The sequence below is a fragment of the Streptomyces sp. GbtcB7 genome, assembly GCF_019091445.1.
In the GTDB taxonomy this organism is placed as follows: Bacteria; Actinomycetota; Actinomycetes; order Streptomycetales; family Streptomycetaceae; genus Streptomyces; species Streptomyces mirabilis.
On sequence record NZ_JAGXJM010000001.1, the window covers coordinates 461,113 to 482,461 of the forward strand.

Below are 21,349 nucleotides of genomic sequence, written 5' to 3' on the forward strand. Positions count from 1 at the left end.
TCTCATATCTGATGAAGCGTCAGAAACCAGGGAGGCGGTCGGTCATGACCGAGCTCGTGGAGCACGGACAGCTGTTCATAGGCGGGGAGTTGACGGACCCCCTGGGCAAGGACGTCATCGAGGTGATCTCGCCGCACACCGAGGAGGTCATCGGACGCGTCCCGCACGCGTCGACCGAGGACGTGGACCGGGCGGTCGCCGTCGCGCGCCGGGCGTTCGACGAAGGACCCTGGCCCCGGATGAGCCTCGACGAGCGGATCGAGGTCGTCACCCGGATCAAGGACGGGATCGCGGTACGGCACGAGGAGATCGCCCGGGTCATCTCCTCCGAGAACGGCTCCCCGTACTCCTGGAGCGTCCTCGCGCAGGCCCTCGGCGCGATGATGGTGTGGGACGCGGCGCTCACGGTCGCGCGGAACTTCACGTACGAGGAGACACGCGACGGCGTCCTCGGGCGGATCCTCGTGCGGCGCGAGCCGGTGGGCGTGGTCGCGGCCGTGGTGCCGTGGAACGTGCCGCAGTTCGTGGCGGCCGCCAAGCTCGCGCCCGCGCTGCTGACCGGCTGCACGGTCGTACTGAAGCCGTCGCCCGAATCGCCCCTGGACGCCTATCTGCTGGGCGAGATCGCGAAGGAGGCCGGGCTGCCGGAGGGCGTCCTGTCGATCCTGCCCGCCGACCGCGAGGTCAGCGAGTACCTGGTCGGACACCCCGGCATCGACAAGGTCTCCTTCACCGGATCGGTCGCGGCCGGCCGGCGCGTGATGGAGGTCGCCTCGCGCAACCTCACCCGTGTGACGCTGGAGCTGGGCGGGAAGTCGGCGGCGGTGGTCCTGCCGGACGCGGACCTCGCCACCGCCGTCCCCGGAATCGTCTCGGCGGCCTGGATGAACAACGGGCAGGCGTGCGTCGCGCAGACCCGGATCCTGCTGCCGCGCTCGCGCTACGACGAGTTCGCGGACGCCTTCGCCGCGGCGGCGGGCGCGCTGGTCGTCGGGGACCCGCTGGACCCGGCCACCCAGGTCGGCCCACTGGTCGCAAGGCGCCAGCAGCAGCGCAACCTCGACTACATCCGCATCGGCCAGGAGGAAGGCGCCAAGATCCTCACCGGCGGTGGCCGTCCGCACGGGCTCGACCGGGGCTGGTACGTCGAGCCGACCCTCTTCGGAGACGTCGACAACTCCATGCGGATCGCTCGGGAGGAGATCTTCGGGCCGGTGATCTGCCTCCTCCCGTACGGCGACGAGGACGAGGCCGTGAAGATCGCCAACGACTCCGACTACGGGCTGAGCGGCAGCGTCTGGACGGCGGACGTCGCGCACGGCATCGACGTCGCGCGGCAGGTCCGTACCGGCACGTACTCCGTGAACACCTTCAGCCTCGACATGCTCGGCCCCTTCGGCGGCTACAAGAACTCGGGGCTGGGGCGGGAGTTCGGGCCCGAGGGGTACGGCGAGTTCCTCGAGCACAAGATGATCCACCTGCCGGCCGGCTGGGAGGCCTGAGGATGGGCGACCGCTGGGGGGTCGAGGTCGACCGCTCCGTCTGCATCGGCTCCGCCCAGTGCGTCCACCGCGCCCCGGAGGCCTTCCGGCTCGACACGGCCATGCAGTCGCATCCGGCCGAGGCGGAGACCGACGCCAACGAGAAGATCCTGGAGGCGGCGGAGAGCTGTCCGGTGGAGGCCATCATGATCACACTGCTGGGCAGCGGGGAGCCGGTGTTTCCACCGGAGGACTGAGGGCGGGAGAGGTCGGGCGCGATCCTGAAAAAAAGTCCCTCTTTGGGTGGTTTCATTCGGGTGTAGGCGTTCTATGCTGGTAGTGGCCTACGAGGCGAGTGAGGGAGTTCAACCGGAGTAGCCGACTTTGGCGAGAGGCAGCAACTTCCGCCGGGGCCGACGTCGACGGTCGGGCTGAGAGGCCTGAAGGTAGTAGTCGGACCGGAAGGCGACCTCCATCACCTGATCCGGACCATGCCGGCGAAGGGAACCCGTCTCGTAGGTTTTCACATGCCTCCGTGCACCGACACCTTGCCTAGGGCTTCTCGGTCGGCTCCGTCGGCTCCGTCAGGTCGATCAGGCGGCACACCGTCTCGATGTCGATCTTGACCTGGGCGATGGAGGCGCGGCCGGAGAGCCAGGTGATCAGGGCCGAGTGCCAGGTGTGCTCGATGACCCGGACCGCGGAGAGCTGGGCGGGGCTCGGGTCGTCCAGCCCCATCGCGTCCAGGATGATCACCGTGGTCTGCCGGGACACCTGGTCGACCTCGGGGCTCACACTGCGGTCCGCGAAGGTCAGCGCGCGGACCATGGCATCGGCGAGGTGCGGCTCGCGCTGCAGGGCGCGGAAGGCCCGCATCAGCGTCTCCGCCACCCGCTCCGCCGCCGTGTCCCCGGCCGGCGGCTTCTTGCGGAGGGTGCCGTGCATGTGCTCCAACTGGTCCTGCATGGTGGCGACCAGCAGATGGACCTTCGAGGGGAAGTAGCGGTACAGCGTGCCGAGGGCGACCTGCGAGGACTCCGCGACCTCGCGCATCTGCACCGCGTCGAAGCCGCCCCGGCTGGCCAACTGCGCGCTCGCGTGCAGGATCCGGCGGCGGCGTGCCTCCTGCCGCTCGGTGAGCGGGGGAGAGGCCGGCTGCGCGGCGGGTCGCGCGGACTTGGCTTCCACCTTGACTTCCGCAGGCATGGGTCCCGTTCCGTGGTTCAGCTGGAGGAGCGACGAGACAGCATGGCAGACACTTCCGTGGGTCAGAACACATCCGTCATGTCATCCGTCCCGACGCTTCCGTCGTGGCGCGGATCACCTGATCCACTGCTCACAGAGACGCTACCTGCCGGTAGATTCAGTGCTCCTCGAACGATCAAGTCTGAAACTTGTTCTAGATTAGCGTCCCGGCGTAATCTCGCGGGAATGTGCAGGGAGAAGGGGGCCGTAAGTGACCGCTGAGGCCATGGAGGCGGGCCCCGGAGCGGGCGCGGCCACCAACGGTGACGGACCGTTGCGCATCGCGCTCCTCACGTACAAGGGGAACCCGTTCTGCGGCGGTCAGGGCGTGTACGTACGGCACCTGTCGCGCGAACTGGCCCGCCTGGGCCACCGGGTCGAGGTCATCGGATCCCAGCCGTACCCCGTGCTGGACGAGAACCTCCCCGAGCTCAGCCACAACCTCACGCTCACGGAACTGCCCAGCCTCGACCTGTACCGCCAGCCGGACCCCTTTCGCACCCCGAAGCGCGAGGAGTTCCGCGACTGGATCGACGCGGTCGAGGTCGGCACGATGTGGACCGGCGGCTTCCCCGAACCCCTGACCTTCTCCCTGCGCGCCCGCCGCCATCTGCGCGCCCGGCGCGGGGACTTCGACGTCGTGCACGACAACCAGACGCTCGGGTACGGGCTGCTGGGCGACGTCGGCGCGCCGCTGGTCACCACCATCCACCACCCCATCACCGTCGACCGCCAGTTGGAGCTCGACGCCGCCGAGGGGCGCCGACGCCGCGCGTCCGTACGCCGTTGGTACGCCTTCACGCGCATGCAGAAGCGGGTCGCGCGCCGTCTGCCGTCCGTGCTCACCGTCTCCGGCAGCTCGCAGCAGGAGATCGTCGACCACCTGGGCGTCGCCCGGGACCGTGTCCACGTCGTGCACATCGGCGCGGACACCGACCTCTTCTCGCCCGATCCGTCCGTGCCGCAGGTGCCGGGCCGGATCGTCACCACGTCCAGCGCGGACGTGCCCCTCAAGGGGCTCATCCACCTCGTCGAGGCGCTCGCCAAGGTGCGCACCGAGCACCCCGGCGCGCATCTCGTCGTCGTCGGCAAGCGTGCCGAGGACGGGCCGGTCGCCCAGGCCATAGAGCGGTACGGCCTCGAGCGCGCCGTCGAGTTCGTCAAGGGCATCTCGGACGCGGAGCTCGTCGACCTCGTACGGTCCGCCGAGGTCGCCTGCGTGCCCTCCCTGTACGAGGGGTTCTCCCTGCCCGCCGCCGAGGCGATGGCCACGGGGACGCCGCTGGTGGCCACCACCGGCGGGGCGATCCCGGAGGTCGCCGGACCCGACGGCGAGACCTGCCTCGCGGTTCCGCCCGGCGACTCGGGGGCGCTGGCCGCCGCGCTGAGCCGGGTGCTGGGCGACCCGGAGCTCGGGGTACGGCTCGGCTCCGCCGGACGCGCGCGGGTACTGGACCGCTTCACCTGGGCCCTCGCCGCCGAGGGCACGGTGGCCCACTACCGCGAGGCGATGGCCCTCTCCCACGCTCGGCTCCGCTCGCGCGGGGGGACCCCCATCGAGCCCCGCACACCCACACCCGTCCGCTCCGCGCCCGCCGGGACCACGGCCGACCAGTTCGCCACCCTGGCTGCCGCGACCCCGGCTGCCGTCGCCACGGCGGAGCCCACCCCCGGCCCCGTGGGTACCCCCGGCCCCGTAGATTTCGGCCCGGCGACGGGCGTCACTCCCACCTCCGATCGTGAAAGCAGGGCCACGTGCTGACCGTCGACTTCTCCCGGTTCCCGCTCGCCCCGGGCGACCGCGTACTGGACCTCGGATGCGGTGCCGGCCGGCACGCGTTCGAGTGCTACCGGCGCGGCGCCCAGGTCGTCGCGCTGGACCAGAACGGCGAGGAGATCCGCGAGGTCGCCAAGTGGTTCGCGGCGATGAAGGAGGCGGGCGAGGCCCCGGCCGGCGCCACCGCGACCGCGATGGAGGGCGACGCGCTCGCGCTGCCCTTCCCCGACGCGTCCTTCGACGTCGTGATCATCTCCGAGGTCATGGAGCACATCCCGGACGACAAGGGCGTCCTCGCCGAGATGGTGCGCGTGCTGAAGCCGGGCGGGCGTATAGCGATCACCGTGCCGCGCTACGGACCGGAGAAGGTCTGCTGGACCCTGTCCGACGCGTACCACGAGGTCGAGGGCGGCCACATCCGCATCTACAAGGCGGACGAACTGCTGGGCAAGATGAAGGAGGCCGGGCTCAAGCCGTACGGCACCCATCACGCCCACGCCCTGCACAGCCCCTACTGGTGGCTGAAGTGCGCGTTCGGCGTCGACAACGACAAGGCGCTGCCCGTGCGGGCGTACCACAAGCTGCTGGTCTGGGACATCATGAAGAAGCCCCTGGCCACCCGGGTCGCCGAGAACGCGCTGAACCCGCTGATCGGCAAGAGCTTCGTGGCGTACGCGACCAAGCCCCACCTGCCCCTCGACTCCGCCGCGGTGGACGCTTCGTGACGACTCCACGCACGCCCCGGACAGAACACCTCGTCCTGCCCGGGGTCCTCACCGCGGAGGAGGCCGCCGCCACGGTGCGGGCCGTCCTCGGGGTGCAGCGACCCGACGGCGCCATACCGTGGTTCCGCGGGCACCACCTCGACCCGTGGGACCACACCGAGGCGGCCATGGCACTGGACGCGGCGGGGGAGCACGAGGCGGCCGAGCGGGCGTACGAGTGGCTGGCCCGGCACCAGAACCAGGACGGTTCCTGGTACGCGGCGTACGCCGACGGGGACGCGGACGACGTCACCGACCGCGGCCGGGAGACCAACTTCTGCGCCTACATCGCGGTCGGCGTCTGGCACCACTACCTCGCCACCGGCGACGACGCCTTCCTCGACCGGATGTGGCCCGCGGTCTACGCGGCCGTGGAGTTCGTGCTGCGCCTCCAGCAGCCCGGCGGGCAGATCGGCTGGAAGCGCGAGGACGACGGCACGGCGGTCGAGGACGGCCTGCTGACCGGGAGTTCGTCCATCCACCACGCGCTGCGCTGCGCGCTCGCCATCGCCGAGCAGCGTGAAGAGCCGCAGCCCGACTGGGAGTTGGCGGTCGGCGCGCTGCGGCACGCGATCCGCAGGCACCCCGAGCGGTTCCTCGACAAGGACCGCTACTCGATGGACTGGTACTACCCGGTGCTCGGCGGCGCGTTGACCGGCGCCGAGGCCGAGGCCCGGATAGCGGAGGGCTGGGACCGGTTCGTGGTCCCGGGGCTCGGCGTGCGCTGTGTGGTGCCCAACCCGTGGGTGACCGGCGGCGAGTCGGCCGAACTCGCCCTGGCGCTGTGGGCCGTGGGCGAGTCCGACCGTGCCCTGGAGATCCTCCAGTCCATCCAGCACCTGCGCGACCCGAAGACGGGCCTCTACTGGACGGGCTACGTCTTCGACGCCCGGACGATCTGGCCCGAGGAACTCACCAGCTGGACGGCCGGCTCGCTGCTCCTCGCCGTCGCCGCGCTCGGCGGCGACGAGCCGACCTGCGCGGTCTTCAGCGGCGAGCGCCTGCCGCTGGGCCTCGACGCGGAGTGCTGCTAGGACCTGTCGGCAGCCCTGCGGGGTCGGCTCAGTGGCGGTGCATGCGATTGGCGATGGCGTGGCCGACGAAGAGGTACACGACGGCGGCGAGGCCGTAACCCGCGACCACGCGTGCCCACGCCCTGTCGAAGGTGAACAGGTCGCGGGACCAGCCGGCCAGCCAGCTCGCCACGTTGTGGACGAACTGGACCAGGTCGTTGGCCCGGTTCGCGTCCAGGAGGTACATCAGGATCCACAGGCCGAGGATGACGGCCATCACGTCGGCGACGATCGCGATGACCGTGCCCGCTTGGTTGGAACCGTTGCGATATCGAGGGGACATGACCTCCGGGTTGCCGCGTATCCGTGGATGAAACCCGCGGGGTACGGCACCCGTACGGGTCGCTCGAGTGGCGCAGCGACCGTGTTCGGGTGAGCCTGCTGGAAGAGCCGTGTCTCCCGGGAAACCGGGAGAACCGTTCCCTTCCCCGGAGGACCCCGTGCCCGTACCGATACGGCGCCTCGTCGTGGCGCTCACCGTCTGTTGCGCCCTGCTCGCCGGCGCCACGGCCTGCGGCAGTGGCAGCAGCGCCACCAAGGACGCCGCCGCCGTCGTGGCGGCCGCCACCCCGTCCAGCAGCAGCACCGTGGAGAAACAGAAGCTCTCCAAGACCCGCTTCGTGGCGAACGCGGGCCTGGCCGCCGGAGCCACCTACCAGTGGATCGTGAAGCCCTGGAAGGCCGGCAAGTTCAAGAAGGGCGCCAAGGGCCGCAGGACCGCCCTGATCAAGGCGGCCCTGGCCGGCACGTTCGCGTACAACCGGCTCAAGGCCGCGAAGAGGAACGCCGAGGGCGACCCCACTCTCTCCAAGGCTCTCGCCCCGCTCAGCGCCGGCATCGACTCCCTCAAGAACCTGCCGTCCAAGCTCCGCAAGGGCGACTCGACGGACGCGACCGCGGGTGCCTTCGACGACATCATCAACAAGGTGAAGGACGCGGGCAAGAGCGCGGGCGCCCCGGTCACCGACAAGGTGCCGTCGACCTCGCAGCTGTCCGGCGGCTGAGCCCCGCCCGCCGTGCCGTTCCCAGGAGTTGAGCTCGGCGAGGACCGTGGACCGTACCGGGGCTAGGAGTTGAGCTCGGCGAGGACCCGTAGCGTGTGAGGGTCCGGTGACAGGACCAGCAGGTCCGTCACCGGGCCCTTGCGCCACAACTCCAGCCGCTCGGCGATGCGTTCACGCGGTCCGACGAGGGAGATCTCGTCGGCGAACGCGTCCGGGACGGCGAGCACCGCTTCCTGGCGGTGTCCGGCGAGGAACAGCTCCTGGATGAGCCGGGCCTCCTCCTCGTACCCCATCCGTGCCATCAGATCGGCGTGGAAGTTGCGCGCCGCGTGCCCCATTCCGCCGATGTAGAAGCCGAGCATCGCCTTCACGGGCAGCAGCCCTTTGGCGACGTCGTCGCAGACGCGGACGTGGGCCATGGGCGCGACGAGGAAGTCGGCGGGAAGATCGCTCAGCGCGGCCTCGTAGGCCCCTGGGCGGGTCGGTGACCAGTACAGCGGCAGCCAGCCGTCCGCGATCCGGGTCGTCTGCGCGATGTTCTTCGGCCCCTCGGCGCCGAGCAGGATCGGCAGGTCGGCGCGGAGCGGATGCGTGATCGGCTTCAGCGGCTTGCCGAGCCCGGTGCCGTCCTCGCCCCGGTAGGGGTGCTTGTGGAAGCGCCCGTCGAGCTCGACGGGCCCTTCGCGTCTGAGGACTTGGCGTACGACATCGACGTACTCCCGGGTCGCGGTCAGCGGCGACTTCGGGAACGGACGCCCGTACCAGCCCTCCACGACCTGTGGCCCCGACAGCCCGAGGCCGAGCATCATGCGCCCACCCGAGAGGTGGTCGAGGGTGAGCGCGTGCATCGCGGTGGTCGTGGGGGAGCGGGCGGCCATCTGCGCGACGGCCGTGCCGAGCCGGATACGGGTCGTGTGCGCGGCGATCCAGGTCAGCGGGGTGAAGACGTCCGAGCCCCAGGACTCGGCGGTCCACACGGAGTGATAGCCGAGCCGCTCCGCCTCCTGGGCGAGCGGCAGATGGTCCGCGGAGGGGCCGCGCCCCCAGTAGCCGAGTGCGAGGCCGAGCCGCATGAACCCCTCCAGGTGTCTGGTTCTGACGGGACGTCAGTCACGTGCGGGCCAGCCGACTGTACGGCAACGGCCCCCCGCCCGGAAGGACGAGGGGCCGTAGGAGGCCGTACGGGAGGGACGAGGCGGGTCAGCCGCGCTGGATCCCGGAGGTGTCCTGCAGCACGCCGCGACGGCCGTCCTGCGTCTGCGCCACCAGGTTCGCGCCGCGCTGCTCCACGGCCAGGTACCAGGTACCCGGCGCGAGTTCGGCGATCGGCGCCTGCGAACCGTCCTCCGCGAACAGCGGACGCGGCACCGGTACGGCGAACCAGAACGGCGAGAAGTCACCGGCGGGCGGCTGCGGTTGCGGGGTCGGCGCCTGCTGCGGCTGGCTGGGCTGACCGCCGAACGCCTGCCCCTGCTGCGGCTGACCCCCGAAGGCCTGACCCGGCTGCTGGGCACCGGGGTAACCGTAACCCCCGGGCGGCTGGGCGCCATAGGGCTGGGGCGCGGCGGGCTTGGGGGCGGGGACGAGCGCGGCCTGCAGGGCCGGGACGAGCGGGGTGGCGATGGCGCCGGCGGCCATGATCAGCGTCGCGATGAACGCGAGGATGAGGCCGGTGCCGGCGCTGACACCGCTGTCCCCGCTGCCGGCGTTGTCGACGCCACCCATCGGGTCGAAGACGTTCCCGAGCGCGCTCCACGCGGCGAAGACCGTGAAGGCGACGCCGAACTGGCCGAGGTCGAGTCCGACGATCTTGGGCACCTGCGGCAGGCCGTGGGAGACGACGACCAGCGCGGCCCCGACGATGCCGGCCAGGACCACGCTCAGCAGCAGCGGTCCGCTCGACCATGCGCTGGGGATATTGGCACTGCTCGAGGCCCCGTCGATCGAAAAAATGTCGAGGAACGACGCGATGAACAGCAATACCGCTGCTCCGATCACCACGCCGTCGCCTCGAGTGAGGGAGCGGATATTCACTTCAGGTCCTTCGTCAGTCGTCTCGTCGTCGGTGGAGGCGTCGCTGACACCATGTCGCCGTAAGGCCCTGGTGTGAAGCGCGGGGGTGGCACCTCATCGTAGGGACGACACTATCGCCCGTCCGATCAGGGTGTCCGTCGGGTTCGATCCGCCGATCACTACCCGCGCAGGAAACTCACGATTCCCTCAGAGATCCCACGCGCCGCCTTCTGCCGCCATGCGCCACTGGTCAGCAACGCAGCGTCCTTGCTATCGCGCATGTTGCCGCACTCGATGAACACCTTCGGAACCGTTGACAGATTGAGACCGCCGAGATCACTGCGGACGTCGAGTCCGGTGCCGCCGCCGACGTAGTTGGAGGGCGCGCTGCCGGTGTCCCGGACGAAGTTGCCCGCGATGCGCTCGCCGAGATCGCGGGAGGGGGCGACGATCGCGCGGGTGTCGGCGCCGCCGGAGTGGACGGACGCGGGGAGGATGACGTGGAAGCCGCGGTTGCCGGCCGCGGAGCCGTCCGCGTGGATGGAGACGACCGCGTCGGCGTGCGCGTCGTTGCCGATGCGGGCCCGCTCGTCGACGCACGGGCCCCAGGAACGGTCGCCGTCCTGGGTGAACTTCACCGTGGCGCCCTCCCGTTGCAGGAGCGTACGCAGCCGGCGGGCGACGTCGAGCGTGAACCGGGCTTCCGTGTAACCCGCGTTGGTCGACGTGCCGGTCGTGTCGCACTCCTTCCAGTTGGTGCCGATGTTCACCTTGCGGTTGATGTCGGCCGAGTGCTGGAAGTTGCCGGGGTTGTGGCCCGGGTCGATGACGACGACCTTGCCCTTGAGCGGTCCCGCGGCGGCGGGCAGGTCCGAGGCCGCGGGAGTGGCGGGGCCGGAGAAGGTCGAGCTCGGCGGCTTCCCGTCGTCCGTCCCGGACGCGCTCGGTGTCCGCGCCGCGGCGGAGGCGGATCCGGGTGCCGCGGAGGAAGCCCCGGGTGCGCCGGAGGAGGTCGTCGACGTGGCGGACGTACTGCCCCCGCCGCCCGAGTCACCCACGGCCTGCCACACCAGCCACCCCACCAGCGCCCCCGGCACCAGCGCGGCGACCGCCACCGTCATCGGCCCACGCCGGGAGCGGCGGGGGCCGGGAGGATCGAAGTCAGGACCTACGTACGACACGTCTGCGACTCTAACCGCGCGCTCAGATCCCCGCTCCCGTTCGCCGCAGGACGCGCAGTGAGTCGGTCGCCGAGACCTCGGTGAACGCGCCGGACTCCAGGGCCCGGAGGTAGACGCGGTAGGGGGCCTGGCCGGTGAACTCGTCGGCCGGGTCGGGGAACACGTCGTGGATGAGGAGGAGGCCGCCCTCGGCGACGTGCGGCGCCCAGCCCTCGTAGTCGCCGGAGGCGTGCTCGTCCGTGTGGCCGCCGTCGATGAAGACGAGACCGAGGGGCGTGCGCCAGAAGGCGGCGATCTGCGGCGAACGGCCGACCATCGCGACCACCTGATCCTCAAGGCCCGCCTTGTGGAGGGTGCGGCGGAAGGTGGGAAGGGTGTCCATCCGGCCGATCTCGGGGTCGACCGTGGCCGGGTCGTGGTACTCCCACCCGGGCTGCTGCTCCTCGCTGCCCCGGTGGTGGTCGACGGTGATGGCCGTCACCCCGGCCGCGCGCGCCGCGTCCGCGAGCAGGATCGTGGAGCGCCCGCAGTACGTGCCGACCTCGAGCAGGGGCAGTCCGAGCCGGCCCGCCTCGGCCGCGGCCTCGTACAGCGCGAGCCCCTCATGGAGCGGCATGAACCCCTTCGCGGCCTCGAAGGCGGCCAGGATCTCCGGCTTGGGTGCCGCGGGCATGGGGTCCTGCATCGGGGGTCCTCCATCGGGTGCGAACGGCAGCGTCGCACGTCTGCCTGTGCGGGTCCGCGTGTACGTGCCTGTGAGCGCCCCATGGTGCACCACACCCCCGCCGCAGCGGCGACGGGGGTGTGGTGGGGATGGGCCGGGCCCCAGGGCCTGTCGTTCGGGTCAGGCCTGGGCCGGAACGGTCTCGCTCGGCAGCGCGAGGTCCAGCTCGACGGGGCGGTCGTCGCCGGAGTGGGTCGCCGAGGAGGCGAGCGGGCCGTGGCCCGGTGCCCTGGCGGCGAGGACGTACGCGCCCTCGGCGGGCACGGCGAGCACATAGCTGCCGTCCGCCTCGGAGAGCGTGGCGCCCGCCTGGCGGCCGCGCCGGTCGATCAGGGTGACCTTGGCACGGGCGACCGTGCCGCCGTCGGCGTCCAGCACCCGGCCGCGGAAGCCGCGGAGCACCTCTTGGGCGCGCTCCAGGGTCGCGTCCTCCTCGCTGCTCGCGCGCAGCTGCGGCTTGGTCGCCGGGCGCCGGCCCGGCAGCAGCAGGGCGAAGAGCAGACCGATGGCGACCGCGCCGGTGGCGATCAGGAAGGAGACCCGGAAGCCGTGCATGGTGGGGACCTCGAGGCCCCCGACGTTGTTCGCGGTGTTGGCGAGGACCATGCCGATGACGGCGCTGGAGACCGACGTGCCGATCGAGCGCATCAGGGTGTTGAGGCCGTTGGCCGCGCCCGTCTCCGAGGCCGGGACGGAGCCGACGATCAGCGCGGGCAGCGAGGAGTAGGCGAGGCCGATGCCCGCGCCCAGGACCACCGAGATCACGATGGTCTGCCAGGCGGCGCTCATCAGACCGAGGCCGGCGCCGTAGCCGATCGCGATGATCAGCATGCCGAGGATCAGGGTGACCTTGGGGCCGTACTTGGCGGAGATCCGGGCGTAGACCGGCGCGGTGAACATCATCGTCAGGCCGAGCGGCGCCACGCACAGACCCGCGACCACCATCGACTGGCCGAGGCCGTAGCCGGTGGCCTTCGGCAGCTGGAGCAGCTGCGGCAGGACGAGTGAGACGACGTAGAAGGAGACGCCGACCATGATCGAGGCGAGGTTGGTGAAGAGCACCGAGCGGCGGGCGGTGGTGCGCAGGTCGACCAGCGGCGCCTTCACGCGCAGTTCCATCACGCCCCACAGGAGCAGGACGACGGCCGACGCGGCGAACAGGCCGAGCGTGGTGGTCGAGGTCCAGCCCCAGTCGCTGCCCTTGGTGATCGGCAGCAGGAAGAGGACGAGGCCCGCGGACAGGCCCGCCGCGCCCAGTCCGTCGAAGGTGCCCTCGGCGCGCATCGGGGACTCCGGTACGGCGACGAGGGTCAGGACGATCGCGACGGCGCCGAGACCGGCGGCGAGGAAGAAGAGGGCGTGCCAGTCGGCGTGCTGCGCGACCAGGGCCGCGACCGGCAGCGCGAGTCCGCCGCCGACGCCGATGGAGGAGCTCATGAGGGCCATCGCCTCGCCGAGCTTCTCGCGGGGCAGCATGTCGCGCATCAGGCCGATGCCGAGCGGGATCGCGCCCATGGCGAAGCCCTGCAGGGCGCGGCCGACGATCATCACCAGCAGTGCGCTGGTGAAACCGGCTATGAGCGAGCCGACGACCATCACGGACAGGCTCGCGAGCAGCATCCGCCGCTTGCCGTAGAGGTCACCGAGCCGACCCATGATCGGCGTGGCCACGGCTCCCGCGAGCAGCGTCGAGGTCATCACCCAGGTGGCGTTGCTGGGTGCGGTGCCCAGCAGCTCCGGCAGGTCCTTGATGACCGGAACGAGCAGGGTCTGCATCACCGCGACAACGATGCCCGCGAAGGCCAGTACCGGCACGATCGCGCCGCCGGGCCTCCGGGTGGGCTGGTCGGTCGTCGTGTGCGTCATTGCGTGAGGCCTCCAGGCCAAAAGAGAGAGGGAGGAAGGTGGAGAAAGGGGGCGGGCGATCCGTGCGGGATACGTGCATCAGGAACCCGGTGCGCCTGGGCAACTATTCCGATGCTTCGGCGTACTAACAAAATCTTGACCTTCCCATGAAGAACTGACCCGGCATCAGACCTGGCGGGTAAGTGGAACGTGTTCTAGTCTGGCGCGCCATGAAGGCCTATGTCGCCGGGGTCGGGATGACCAGGTTCGAGAAGCCCGAGACCCGTGATTGGCAGTACTGGGACATGGCGCGAGAGGCGGGAAGTGTCGCGCTCGCGGACGCCGGGATCACGTACGCCGAGGTGGAACAGGTTCCTGTCGGCTACTGCTTCCAGCCCTCGACCGCCGGCCAGCGCGCCGCGTACGAACTCGGCCTGACCGGCGTCCCCGTCTACAACGTCAACAACAACTGCGCCACCGGATCGAGCGCGCTGATGCTGGCCCGGCAGTTCGTCGAGGGCGGGGTCGCGGACTGCGTGCTCGCGCTGGGCTTCGAGAAGATGAAGCGCGGGGCGCTGGGGGGCGGTGCGGACGGGGGAGACTTCTCGACGTCACCGGTGGCCCGCCACTACGGCGTCATGGCCGCCCGGCACGGCTTCGAGATGTCCCCGCCCACCGCGCAGATCTTCGGCGACGCGGCGCGCGAGCACATGGAGAAGTACGGCACCACCGAGGCACAGCTCGCCGCCGTCGGCGCCAAGAACCACCGTCACTCGGCGAACAATCCCTACGCCCAGTTCCAGGACGTGTACGGGGTCGACGAGATCCTCGCCGCCCGCGTCGTGCACCGGCCGCTGACGAAACTCCAGTGCTCGCCCACCTCGGACGGGGCCGCCGCCGCGGTCGTGGTGTCCGAACGGTTCCTGGAGCGGCACGAGCCGGCGCACCAGGCCGTCGAGATCGTGGCGCAGGCCATGACCACCGACACCGAGGAGTCCTTCGCGTCCGGCTCCTGCGTCGACGTCGTCGGACAGCCGATGTCGCGGGAGGCCGCGCGCCAGGTGTACGAGCGGTCGGGACTCGGCATCGACGACGTGGACGTCGTGGAACTGCACGACTGCTTCTCCATCAACGAGCTGCTGACGTACGAGGCGCTCGGGATGTGCGAGGAGGGGGAGTCCGGCAAGCTCGTCGAGTCCGGGGCCACGACGTACGGCGGGCGGTGGGTCGTGAACCCGTCCGGCGGGCTGATCTCCAAGGGGCATCCGCTGGGGGCGACCGGGATCGCCCAAGTGGCCGAGCTGGTGTGGCAGTTGAGGGGCGAGGCGGGACCCCGGCAGGTGCCGGGCGCACGGGTCGGGCTCGCCCACAACATCGGGCTGGGCGGGGCGGCGGTGGTCACGCTGCTACGGGCGGCGGGCTGATCACCAGGGGTCCGCTCGAGGCTGCGATGTTCGAGGCTGCCGCGATGTTCGAGGCCGCCTCGATGCCGGGTACATGGGTGGCCCTAGGACCTGTGGCCCAGGGCGAGTGCGGCGAAATCCCGATGCAAGGACCGTAGGGCGGTTGAGAGCATGACACCCATGCTTCGAGCCGCGGAAGACACCCGAATATCAGCTCGCGTCGCGCCGCCCACCTGGCTGGTGGTGGCGCTCGCCTGCGCCGGACAGTTCCTCGTGGTGCTAGACGTGTCCGTCGTCAACGTGGCGCTGCCGTCCATGCGGACCGACCTGGGGCTGAGCGCGCCGGGGCTGCAGTGGGTGGTCAACGCGTACGCGATCGCCTTCGCCGGGTTCATGCTGCTCGGCGGGCGGGCCGGTGACCTGTACGGGCGCAAGCGGATGTTCCTGGTGGGGCTCGCGCTGTTCACGGTGGCCTCGCTGGGCGGCGGGCTCGCCCAGGCGGGCTGGCAGCTGCTGGTCGCGCGGGCCGCGCAGGGTCTCGGAGCGGCGGTGCTCGCGCCCTCGACGCTGACGATCCTCACCTCGGCGGTCCCGGAGGGCGCCGCCCGCGCCCGGGCCATCGCGACCTGGACGGCGGTCGGCGCCGGGGGCGGGGCGGCCGGTGGTCTGGTCGGCGGGCTGCTGGTGGACGGGCTGTCGTGGCGGTGGGTGCTGCTGATCAACGTGCCGGTGGGCGCGATGGTGCTGGCGGGCGCCGCACGGTGGCTCGTGGAGAGCCGGGCCGGGGACGGGCGGCGGCTCGATCTGCCGGGCGCGCTGCTGGTGACGGCGGGGCTCGCGACCCTCGCGTACGGGATCGTGCAGACCGAGGCGGAGGGGTGGGCGGCGGCCGCGACCCTCGTGCCGTTGTGTGCCGGGCTCGTGCTGATCGGCCTGTTCCTCCTGGTCGAGGCACGGACGCGGGTGCCGCTGATGCCGCTGCGCCTGCTCGGTGTGCGGGCGGTGGCGTCGGCGAACGCGGCCATGTTCGTGTGTGGCTCCGCGATGTTCTGCATGTGGTTCTTCATGACGCTGTACGCGCAGAACGTGCTCGGGTACTCGCCGCTGGGTGCCGGGCTCGCGCTGGTGCCGAGCTCACTGGCGGTGGTCCTCGGCTCGAAGCTCGCACCGCGGCTCATGCCGGTGGTCGGGGCGCGCAACGTCGCCGTCATCGGGTCGCTGGTCGCCGCGGCGGGCTTCGGCTGGCAGTCGACGATGACGGCCGACGGCTCGTACCTGACGGCGATCATGTTCCCCGGGATCCTGATGATGGCGGGCGCGGGGCTGGCCGCGACCCCGCTCGCCTCGCTCGCGACCTCGGGCGCGGCGCCGGGAGACGCCGGTCTGGTGTCCGGGCTGGTCAACACCTCCCGCACGATGGGCGGTTCACTCGGACTCGCCGTCATGTCGACCATCGCGGCCTCGCGTACGGGGAGCGGCTCGTCGGCCGAGGCGCTGACGGCGGGATACGCGCTGGCCTTCCGTACGGGCGGGTACGTACTGCTCGGCGGGGCGGTGCTGATGCTGCTGTGGCTGCCCTCGAAGATCTCCGCTCGCTGAGGCCGCCGAAGATCTCCTGCAGTCGAGGCAACGAAATCCGGTCCTCGTGGACTCCTTTGTACATCTAGGAGGTGCCCATGGGGGATCGGAAGCAGGCTCGGGACGAGGAGTTCCAGCGCTTTGTCATCGGCCGCTGGCCGCGGTTGATGCGTACGGCATTTCTCCTTACGGGGGAGCAGCACGCCGCCGAGGACCTGGTCCAGACGACGCTGGAGCAGGTCTATGTGGCCTGGCGCAGGGTCGGCGCGGCCGACGACCCGGAGGCCTACGTACGGCGCGTGATGATCAACGCGCATGCCCGGAAACACCGCAGAAGGCTCAAGGAGTTCCTGGCGCCGAAGGACGACTCGGGGCTCACGCACGAGCTGCCCGACCAAGGTGACCGGATCGCCCAGGCCGACGACCGCGGCGCCCTGCTGACGGCGCTCGTCCAACTGCCGCCGCGCCAGCGCGAGGCGGTGGTCCTGAGGTACTGGGAGGACCTGAGCGAGAGCCAGGCGGCGGAGGCGATGGGCTGTTCGGTGGGCGCGGTGAAGAGCAACGCGGCGAAGGGGATCGCGAAGCTGCGCGCCATACCGGGCCTGGCGGACATGGTGACGCACGGAGGGCGGAAGTGATGAGCGCGGACCGGGAGACGAACCACGACATGACACACAGGGACATCGCCTTCCTGCTGGCCGAAGCCGCGGACGAGGCGGAGATCGGCATAGCCCCCTACCAGGCGGTGGTCCGCGGTGGCCGCCGCCGCAAGGCCCGCCGCTGGGCACTGGCGGCAGCGGCGGCGCTGGTGATCGCCGGTTCGACGGGGACGCTGGCGCTGGCCGGGGTGACGGGCGGCGACGCGCAGAAGGTCGCGCCGACGGCGACGCGGCCGCCGGTGGGCGACGAGCGGCATGTGTACGAGCCGCAGCGCAGCGATCTGGCCAGGGGAACCGAGCACGGCAAGAAGTGGAAGGTCGTCATCGACGTCTGGGGAGCGCCCCGGAACAAGGCGGAGGCGCAGGGTCAACTGGACGCGATGACCGGGTCCGGGCTCGGCAAGCCGTGGGTGAACGTGCGCGATGCCTCCGAGCTCATCGGCAAGAGCTCGTACTTCGTCCGCCTGACCTTGGACGGCAAGACGTCGATCAAGTTGCTGGGGGTGTTCGAGAAGGGCGACACCATGGCGGGCACGGATCTCAAGTCCGGCGCGATGCCCCTGGAGACCAGCAGGACGGCGACGAGCGGGACCGATCAGCGGCTCGTGGTCGGTCAGGTCGCCACGACCGCTCAGGAGGTCACCTGCACCTGGGACGACGGCTCGACGACCGAGGCGTCGAGGCCCGCCCCGGGCACGGGCATCGTCGGGGACTTCGAGGATGCGATCCGCCCGGCGGACGGTTCCCGGTCCGACTGGTTCGTCTGCCTGGGACCGGAGGGAAGGACCTTCAAGGCGGTGGCGGTGACGAAGTAGGAGATTCGCGCGCGGTGAGGCGGGCGGCCGGCGGTCAGAGCCAGCCCTGTTGGCGGGCCTCCCGCATCGCCTCCATGCGGTTGCGGGTGCTCGTCTTGCCGATCGCGGAGGAGAGGTAGTTGCGGACGGTCGACTCGGAGAGGTGGAGCTTGGAGGCGATGTCGGCGACGGTGGCGCCGTCCACCGAGGCCTTCAGGACGTCGCACTCACGGGCGGTGAGCGGATTGGGTCCGGCGCTCAACGCGGCGGCGGCGAGCGCCGGGTCGATGACCGTCTCGCCGGTCAGCACGCGCCGGATCGCCTCGGCCAGGTCCTCCACGGGGCCGTCCTTGACCAGGAAACCGGCGGCGCCCGCCTCCATCGCGCGCCGCAGATACCCGGGCCGGCCGAAGGTGGTGAGGATCAACACGCGGCAGTCCGGCACCTGTTCGCGCAGTACGGCGGCGGCGTCAAGGCCGCTCATCCCGGGCAGTTCGATGTCCAGCAGGGCCACGTCCGGGCGGTGCGTCAGCGCCGCGTCCACGATGGCGTCGCCCGCCGCGACCTGGGCGACGACCTCGATGTCCGGCTCCATCCCCAGCAACAGGGCGAGCGCGCCCCGCATCATTCCCTGATCCTCGGCAAGCAGGACACGCACGGACTTCGTGGGCCGGTGGTCCCGGGGCATCTCGTTCACGGGGCCAAGCGTAAGGCGGGGGAAGGCGCGTGACCCGTCGTGGTGCGTACTTCGCCGGTCATTAAAAACTCTCCATGGTTCGACTCCGCGCGTCTTGACGGCCCTTGACTCCGGGCAAACAATCGCCTCGACATTCCGTGATCGCCTTTGCCGTTCCTGTGCCGAGCGGATATTCGCAAACGTTCGACATTTCGACCGGGAATGGTTCGGCATTTCGATCGAACGATGTCCGGTATTTCGACCGGGTACCCGCACTGTCCTACCAGGAACGGAAGAGGTGCATTGTGTTACCAAGATCGTCGCGCCCGAGAAGCGCCGTGCTGGCCGTGCTGTCGGTGCTGGCGGCCGTCGTCGCGCTCGCTGTCGGCACCCCGGCGGCCACCGCCGCGGGATCGCTGCCCTGTGACGTCTACGCCGCCGCGGGCACACCCTGTGTCGCCGCGCACAGCCTCGTCAGAGCGCTCTACTCGTCGTACAACGGCTCGCTCTACCAGGTGCAGCGCGCCTCCGACAGCGCCACCGCGAACATCGGTCTCCTGGCGGCCGGCGGGTACGCGAACTCGGCGGCACAGGACTCCTTCTGCTCCGGCACCACCTGCATCATCACCAAGATCTACGACCAGTCCGCGCGCCACAACGACCTCACCGTCGAGGGTGCGGGCGGGGCGGGCGCGGCCGACGTCGGGGCGCCCGCGGACGCGCTGCCGGTGACCGTCGGCGGCCACCAGGTCTACGGCCTGGAGATCTCGGCCGGCATGGGCTACCGGGACAACTCCACCTCGGGCGTGGCCACCAACGGGGCGGCCGAGGGGATGTACATGGTGACCTCCGGTACCCATGTGAACGGCAGCTGCTGCTTCGACTACGGCAACGCCGAGACCAACAACAAGGACACCGGCAACGGCCACATGGACGCGATCAACTTCGGCACCGAGTGCTGGTTCTCGCCGTGTTACGGCCAGGGCCCCTGGGTGCAGGCCGACCTGGAGAACGGCCTGTTCCAGTCGGACTCCGGTTACAGCAAGAACACGTCGAACACCGGCACCGGGTCGATGCCGTTCGTGACCGCTTTGCTGAAGAACAACGGGCAGGACCATTTCGCGCTGAAATACGGCAACGCCCAATCGGGCGGTCTCACGACCACTTATTCCGGGGGTGAACCCACCACCAGTGGTTACTCGCCCATGCATCAGGAGGGCGCGATCGTCCTGGGCACCGGCGGCGACAACAGCAACGGCTCCATCGGGTCCTTCTTCGAGGGCGTCATGACCTCGGGCATCCCGACGGACGCCGCCGACAACTCCGTCCAGGCCAACATCGTCTCCGTCGGCTACGGCGGTGCGACCGGCAGCACCGGCTCACTGACGGCCGGGTCGGAGATCTCGCTGCGCGCGACCACCTCGTGCTGCACGACCGACTACATCCGCCACCAGAACAACGCGGCGGTCATCTCGGCCATCACGTCGAGCAGTTCGACGCTCGACAAGAGCGACGCCACCTGGATCGTCCGCAGGGGCCTCGCCGACAGGTCCTGCTACTCCTTCGAGTCGCGGAACTACCCGGGCGACTTCCTGCGGCACTACAACTACCAGCTCTACCGACAACCCATGGCCGGCACCACGCAGTTCAGACAGGACGCCACGTTCTGCGCCGGGACCGGCAAGAGCGGGACGGGGACCTCGTTCGCTTCGTACAACTACCCGACGAGATATCTCCGGCACTACAACTACAACGTCTACATAGCGAGTGACGGCGGCTCGAACACCTTCGACAGCGCCACCTCGTGGACGGACGACGTGAGCTGGGCGGTCACGGCTCCCTGGGCGCCGTAGCCACCGAAGAGGACGCCAAGTCCGCCGCCTCCACCGGGAGTTCGGCGGTCACCGTGAAGCCGCCGCGCGGCGACGGGCCGGCCCTGAGCGACCCGCCCGCCGCCGCGAGGCGTTCCGTCAGGCCCTTCAGACCGGTGCCGCCGACACCCTCGGCGGGACCGGTCTCTGGGGCGCCCGTGCCGGTGCCGTCGTCCGTGACGGTCAGGCGGACATGGCCGCCCGGTACGCCCTCGACGGTGATCTCGCAGCGGGTCGCGCCGCTGTGCCGTACGACGTTCGTCACCGCCTCCCGGACCACCCAGCCCAGCAGGGCCTCGTTCTGCGGGGTCAGCGGGGCGCCGGACTGGCGGACCACGGGGTCGACGCTCGCCGCGGACAGGGCGGAGCGGGCCCGGTCCAGTTCCGTGGTGAGGCTGCCCTCGCGGTAGCCGGTCACCGCCTCGCGGATCTCGGTCAGCGCCTGCCGGCCCACGGACTCGATGTCCGTGATCTGGGTGAGGGCCGCGTCCAGGTCGCGCGGGGCCAGCCGACGGGCCGCCTCCGACTTCACCACGATGACGGAGAGCGTGTGGCCGAGCAGGTCGTGCAGATCGCGGGAGAAGCGCAGGCGCTCCTTCTCCACGGCACGGCGGGCCAGCTCCTCGCGGGCGGTGCGCAGCTCCCGTACCGCCTCGGAGAGGGAGAGGATCGCCGCCGTCACCATGGTGGAAAGGAAGGTGCCGTACGCGACGTTCACCGCGTCCCAGCCCGCCCGGACGAAGGAGACCACCGCCGCCAGCGCGGTCAGGCCGAGGCCGATCTGACCGAGCCGCGGGCCCCGCAGCACCGCGCCGGTGGCCAGGCCGAGGAGCGGGAAGAAGTACAGCCAGCTGCCGCCGTACCCGAGGGCCAGCCCACAGGTGACCAGGCCCATCAGGACGAGCGCCACCTTGGTGGAGCGGGCCTCGCGGGCCTCCTTCACGAAGGCGCGGAACGTCACGTAGATGTAGAGGGAGTTGAAGGTGAGCAGACCCAGGCCGCCGATCCAGGGGTTCGCGGTCTTGCCCTGGAGGAGGTTGGAGAAGGCGCCCATCCCCATCAGCAGCCACGGCAGCAGCGCGAAGCCGGTGGGTGGCGGGCCCGGGTTCTCGGGCATCTTCCCGCCGCTCCTGCGGGCGGCCCGCTGCTCGACCTTGAAGCGTTCCATGTCGGCCCGCCAGCGTGCCCGCGCCGCCCGCCACTCCTTCACCTGGCAGGTGACCCCTCGTATCCAGGACATGTCCCCGCTCCCCCTTCGGAC

At 70.7% G+C, this 21,349-nt stretch carries 20 protein-coding genes and 1 riboswitch; of the genes, 11 read left to right on the forward strand and 9 right to left on the reverse strand.

The window, feature by feature from the left end; translation table 11 throughout:
• Nucleotides 1–44 precede the first annotated feature (44 nt).
• On the forward strand, nt 45–1,502 hold the full coding sequence (locus KVT44_RS02065) for an aldehyde dehydrogenase (RefSeq protein ID WP_054230942.1): 1,458 nt from the start codon (nt 45–47) through the stop codon (nt 1,500–1,502).
• A gap of 2 nt (nt 1,503–1,504) precedes the next feature.
• Nucleotides 1,505–1,738 (forward strand): ferredoxin, encoded by a 234-nt coding sequence (locus KVT44_RS02070; RefSeq protein WP_054230941.1) that lies wholly within the window; start codon nt 1,505–1,507, stop codon nt 1,736–1,738.
• A gap of 90 nt (nt 1,739–1,828) precedes the next feature.
• Nucleotides 1,829–2,004: riboswitch (TPP riboswitch) on the forward strand.
• 29 nt (nt 2,005–2,033) lie between these two features.
• On the opposite strand, the gene KVT44_RS02075 is transcribed toward KVT44_RS02070, so the two are convergent.
• A complete protein-coding gene (locus KVT44_RS02075) occupies nt 2,034–2,687 on the reverse strand; it encodes a TetR family transcriptional regulator (RefSeq protein ID WP_099941091.1) in 654 nt (217 codons plus the stop codon).
• Between the two features lie 250 nt (nt 2,688–2,937).
• Here KVT44_RS02075 and KVT44_RS02080 point away from each other — a divergent pair, with 250 nt between their 5' ends.
• Genes KVT44_RS02080 through KVT44_RS02090 form a run of 3 tightly spaced genes read left to right on the forward strand, consistent with a single transcriptional unit; the run spans nt 2,938 to nt 6,301 of the window.
• Nucleotides 2,938–4,488, forward strand: a complete 1,551-nt coding sequence (locus KVT44_RS02080) for a glycosyltransferase family 4 protein (RefSeq protein WP_308313891.1) — start codon at nt 2,938–2,940, stop codon at nt 4,486–4,488.
• Nucleotides 4,482–5,228, forward strand: coding sequence for a class I SAM-dependent methyltransferase (locus tag KVT44_RS02085; RefSeq protein ID WP_075026596.1), 747 nt, complete (start codon nt 4,482–4,484; stop codon nt 5,226–5,228). The genes KVT44_RS02080 and KVT44_RS02085 overlap by 7 nt, the downstream gene beginning before the upstream one ends.
• Nucleotides 5,225–6,301 carry a prenyltransferase gene (locus tag KVT44_RS02090; RefSeq protein ID WP_099922943.1) on the forward strand — a complete coding sequence of 359 codons (1,077 nt, stop codon included), beginning with the start codon at nt 5,225–5,227 and terminating at the stop codon, nt 6,299–6,301. Before KVT44_RS02085 ends, KVT44_RS02090 begins: the two co-directional genes overlap by 4 nt.
• Nucleotides 6,302–6,329: 28 nt before the next feature.
• Here KVT44_RS02090 and KVT44_RS02095 read toward each other — a convergent pair whose 3' ends face one another.
• Nucleotides 6,330–6,623 (reverse strand): hypothetical protein, encoded by a 294-nt coding sequence (locus KVT44_RS02095; RefSeq protein ID WP_075026594.1) that lies wholly within the window; start codon nt 6,621–6,623, stop codon nt 6,330–6,332.
• A gap of 157 nt (nt 6,624–6,780) precedes the next feature.
• Here KVT44_RS02095 and KVT44_RS02100 point away from each other — a divergent pair, with 157 nt between their 5' ends.
• Complete coding sequence (locus tag KVT44_RS02100; RefSeq protein WP_217565844.1) at nt 6,781–7,344, forward strand: hypothetical protein; 564 nt, start codon at nt 6,781–6,783, stop codon at nt 7,342–7,344.
• 62 nt (nt 7,345–7,406) lie between these two features.
• Here KVT44_RS02100 and KVT44_RS02105 read toward each other — a convergent pair whose 3' ends face one another.
• The 5 genes from KVT44_RS02105 to KVT44_RS02125 form a co-directional block, all read right to left on the reverse strand.
• On the reverse strand, nt 7,407–8,417 hold the full coding sequence (locus KVT44_RS02105) for an LLM class F420-dependent oxidoreductase (protein WP_217565845.1): 1,011 nt from the start codon (nt 8,415–8,417) through the stop codon (nt 7,407–7,409).
• 127 nt (nt 8,418–8,544) lie between these two features.
• A complete protein-coding gene (locus KVT44_RS02110) occupies nt 8,545–9,378 on the reverse strand; it encodes a hypothetical protein (RefSeq protein WP_217565846.1) in 834 nt (277 codons plus the stop codon).
• A gap of 158 nt (nt 9,379–9,536) precedes the next feature.
• On the reverse strand, nt 9,537–10,538 hold the full coding sequence (locus KVT44_RS02115) for an N-acetylmuramoyl-L-alanine amidase (RefSeq protein ID WP_217565847.1): 1,002 nt from the start codon (nt 10,536–10,538) through the stop codon (nt 9,537–9,539).
• 22 nt (nt 10,539–10,560) lie between these two features.
• Entirely contained in the window at nt 10,561–11,211 is a 651-nt protein-coding gene (locus tag KVT44_RS02120) for a class I SAM-dependent methyltransferase (RefSeq protein WP_217565961.1), read from the reverse strand.
• A 171-nt stretch (nt 11,212–11,382) separates the two neighbouring features.
• Nucleotides 11,383–13,128, reverse strand: coding sequence for an MFS transporter (locus KVT44_RS02125; RefSeq protein WP_217565848.1), 1,746 nt, complete (start codon nt 13,126–13,128; stop codon nt 11,383–11,385).
• A 209-nt stretch (nt 13,129–13,337) separates the two neighbouring features.
• Here KVT44_RS02125 and KVT44_RS02130 point away from each other — a divergent pair, with 209 nt between their 5' ends.
• From KVT44_RS02130 to KVT44_RS02145, 4 genes are all read left to right on the forward strand, one after another.
• A complete protein-coding gene (locus KVT44_RS02130; protein ID WP_217565849.1) occupies nt 13,338–14,531 on the forward strand; it encodes a lipid-transfer protein in 1,194 nt (397 codons plus the stop codon).
• Nucleotides 14,532–14,681: 150 nt separating this feature from the next.
• On the forward strand, nt 14,682–16,109 hold the full coding sequence (locus KVT44_RS02135) for an MFS transporter (protein WP_217565850.1): 1,428 nt from the start codon (nt 14,682–14,684) through the stop codon (nt 16,107–16,109).
• A gap of 77 nt (nt 16,110–16,186) precedes the next feature.
• Nucleotides 16,187–16,726, forward strand: coding sequence for a SigE family RNA polymerase sigma factor (locus KVT44_RS02140; RefSeq protein ID WP_217565851.1), 540 nt, complete (start codon nt 16,187–16,189; stop codon nt 16,724–16,726).
• Nucleotides 16,726–17,562, forward strand: coding sequence for a hypothetical protein (locus KVT44_RS02145; protein WP_217565852.1), 837 nt, complete (start codon nt 16,726–16,728; stop codon nt 17,560–17,562). The genes KVT44_RS02140 and KVT44_RS02145 overlap by 1 nt, the downstream gene beginning before the upstream one ends.
• A 34-nt stretch (nt 17,563–17,596) precedes the next feature.
• On the opposite strand, the gene KVT44_RS02150 is transcribed toward KVT44_RS02145, so the two are convergent.
• Entirely contained in the window at nt 17,597–18,229 is a 633-nt protein-coding gene (locus tag KVT44_RS02150; protein ID WP_217565962.1) for a response regulator transcription factor, read from the reverse strand.
• A gap of 326 nt (nt 18,230–18,555) precedes the next feature.
• Between KVT44_RS02150 and KVT44_RS02155 the strand changes: the two genes are divergently transcribed.
• Entirely contained in the window at nt 18,556–20,070 is a 1,515-nt protein-coding gene (locus KVT44_RS02155) for an alpha-L-arabinofuranosidase B (protein WP_308313892.1), read from the forward strand.
• Here KVT44_RS02155 and KVT44_RS02160 read toward each other — a convergent pair.
• Complete coding sequence (locus tag KVT44_RS02160) at nt 20,048–21,328, reverse strand: sensor histidine kinase (RefSeq protein ID WP_217565853.1); 1,281 nt, start codon at nt 21,326–21,328, stop codon at nt 20,048–20,050. The two genes, KVT44_RS02155 and KVT44_RS02160, sit on opposite strands and share 23 nt — an antisense overlap.
• Nucleotides 21,329–21,349: the final 21 nt, after the last annotated feature.

Excerpts from the sequence above, each read along its gene's own strand:
- KVT44_RS02065 (WP_054230942.1), top strand. The coding sequence starts at position 45 with ATGACCGAGCTCGTGGAGCACGGACAGCTGTTCATAGGCGGGGAGTTG.
- KVT44_RS02070 (WP_054230941.1), top strand. The coding sequence starts at position 1,505 with ATGGGCGACCGCTGGGGGGTCGAGGTCGACCGCTCCGTCTGCATCGGC.
- KVT44_RS02075 (WP_099941091.1), bottom strand. The coding sequence starts at position 2,687 with ATGCCTGCGGAAGTCAAGGTGGAAGCCAAGTCCGCGCGACCCGCCGCG.
- KVT44_RS02095 (WP_075026594.1), bottom strand. The coding sequence starts at position 6,623 with ATGTCCCCTCGATATCGCAACGGTTCCAACCAAGCGGGCACGGTCATC.
- KVT44_RS02105 (WP_217565845.1), bottom strand. The coding sequence starts at position 8,417 with ATGCGGCTCGGCCTCGCACTCGGCTACTGGGGGCGCGGCCCCTCCGCG.
- KVT44_RS02120 (WP_217565961.1), bottom strand. The coding sequence starts at position 11,211 with ATGCCCGCGGCACCCAAGCCGGAGATCCTGGCCGCCTTCGAGGCCGCG.
- KVT44_RS02125 (WP_217565848.1), bottom strand. The coding sequence starts at position 13,128 with ATGACGCACACGACGACCGACCAGCCCACCCGGAGGCCCGGCGGCGCG.
- KVT44_RS02130 (WP_217565849.1), top strand. The coding sequence starts at position 13,338 with ATGAAGGCCTATGTCGCCGGGGTCGGGATGACCAGGTTCGAGAAGCCC.
- KVT44_RS02135 (WP_217565850.1), top strand. The coding sequence starts at position 14,682 with ATGACACCCATGCTTCGAGCCGCGGAAGACACCCGAATATCAGCTCGC.
- KVT44_RS02140 (WP_217565851.1), top strand. The coding sequence starts at position 16,187 with ATGGGGGATCGGAAGCAGGCTCGGGACGAGGAGTTCCAGCGCTTTGTC.
- KVT44_RS02145 (WP_217565852.1), top strand. The coding sequence starts at position 16,726 with ATGAGCGCGGACCGGGAGACGAACCACGACATGACACACAGGGACATC.
- KVT44_RS02150 (WP_217565962.1), bottom strand. The coding sequence starts at position 18,229 with ATGCCCCGGGACCACCGGCCCACGAAGTCCGTGCGTGTCCTGCTTGCC.
- KVT44_RS02160 (WP_217565853.1), bottom strand. The coding sequence starts at position 21,328 with ATGTCCTGGATACGAGGGGTCACCTGCCAGGTGAAGGAGTGGCGGGCG.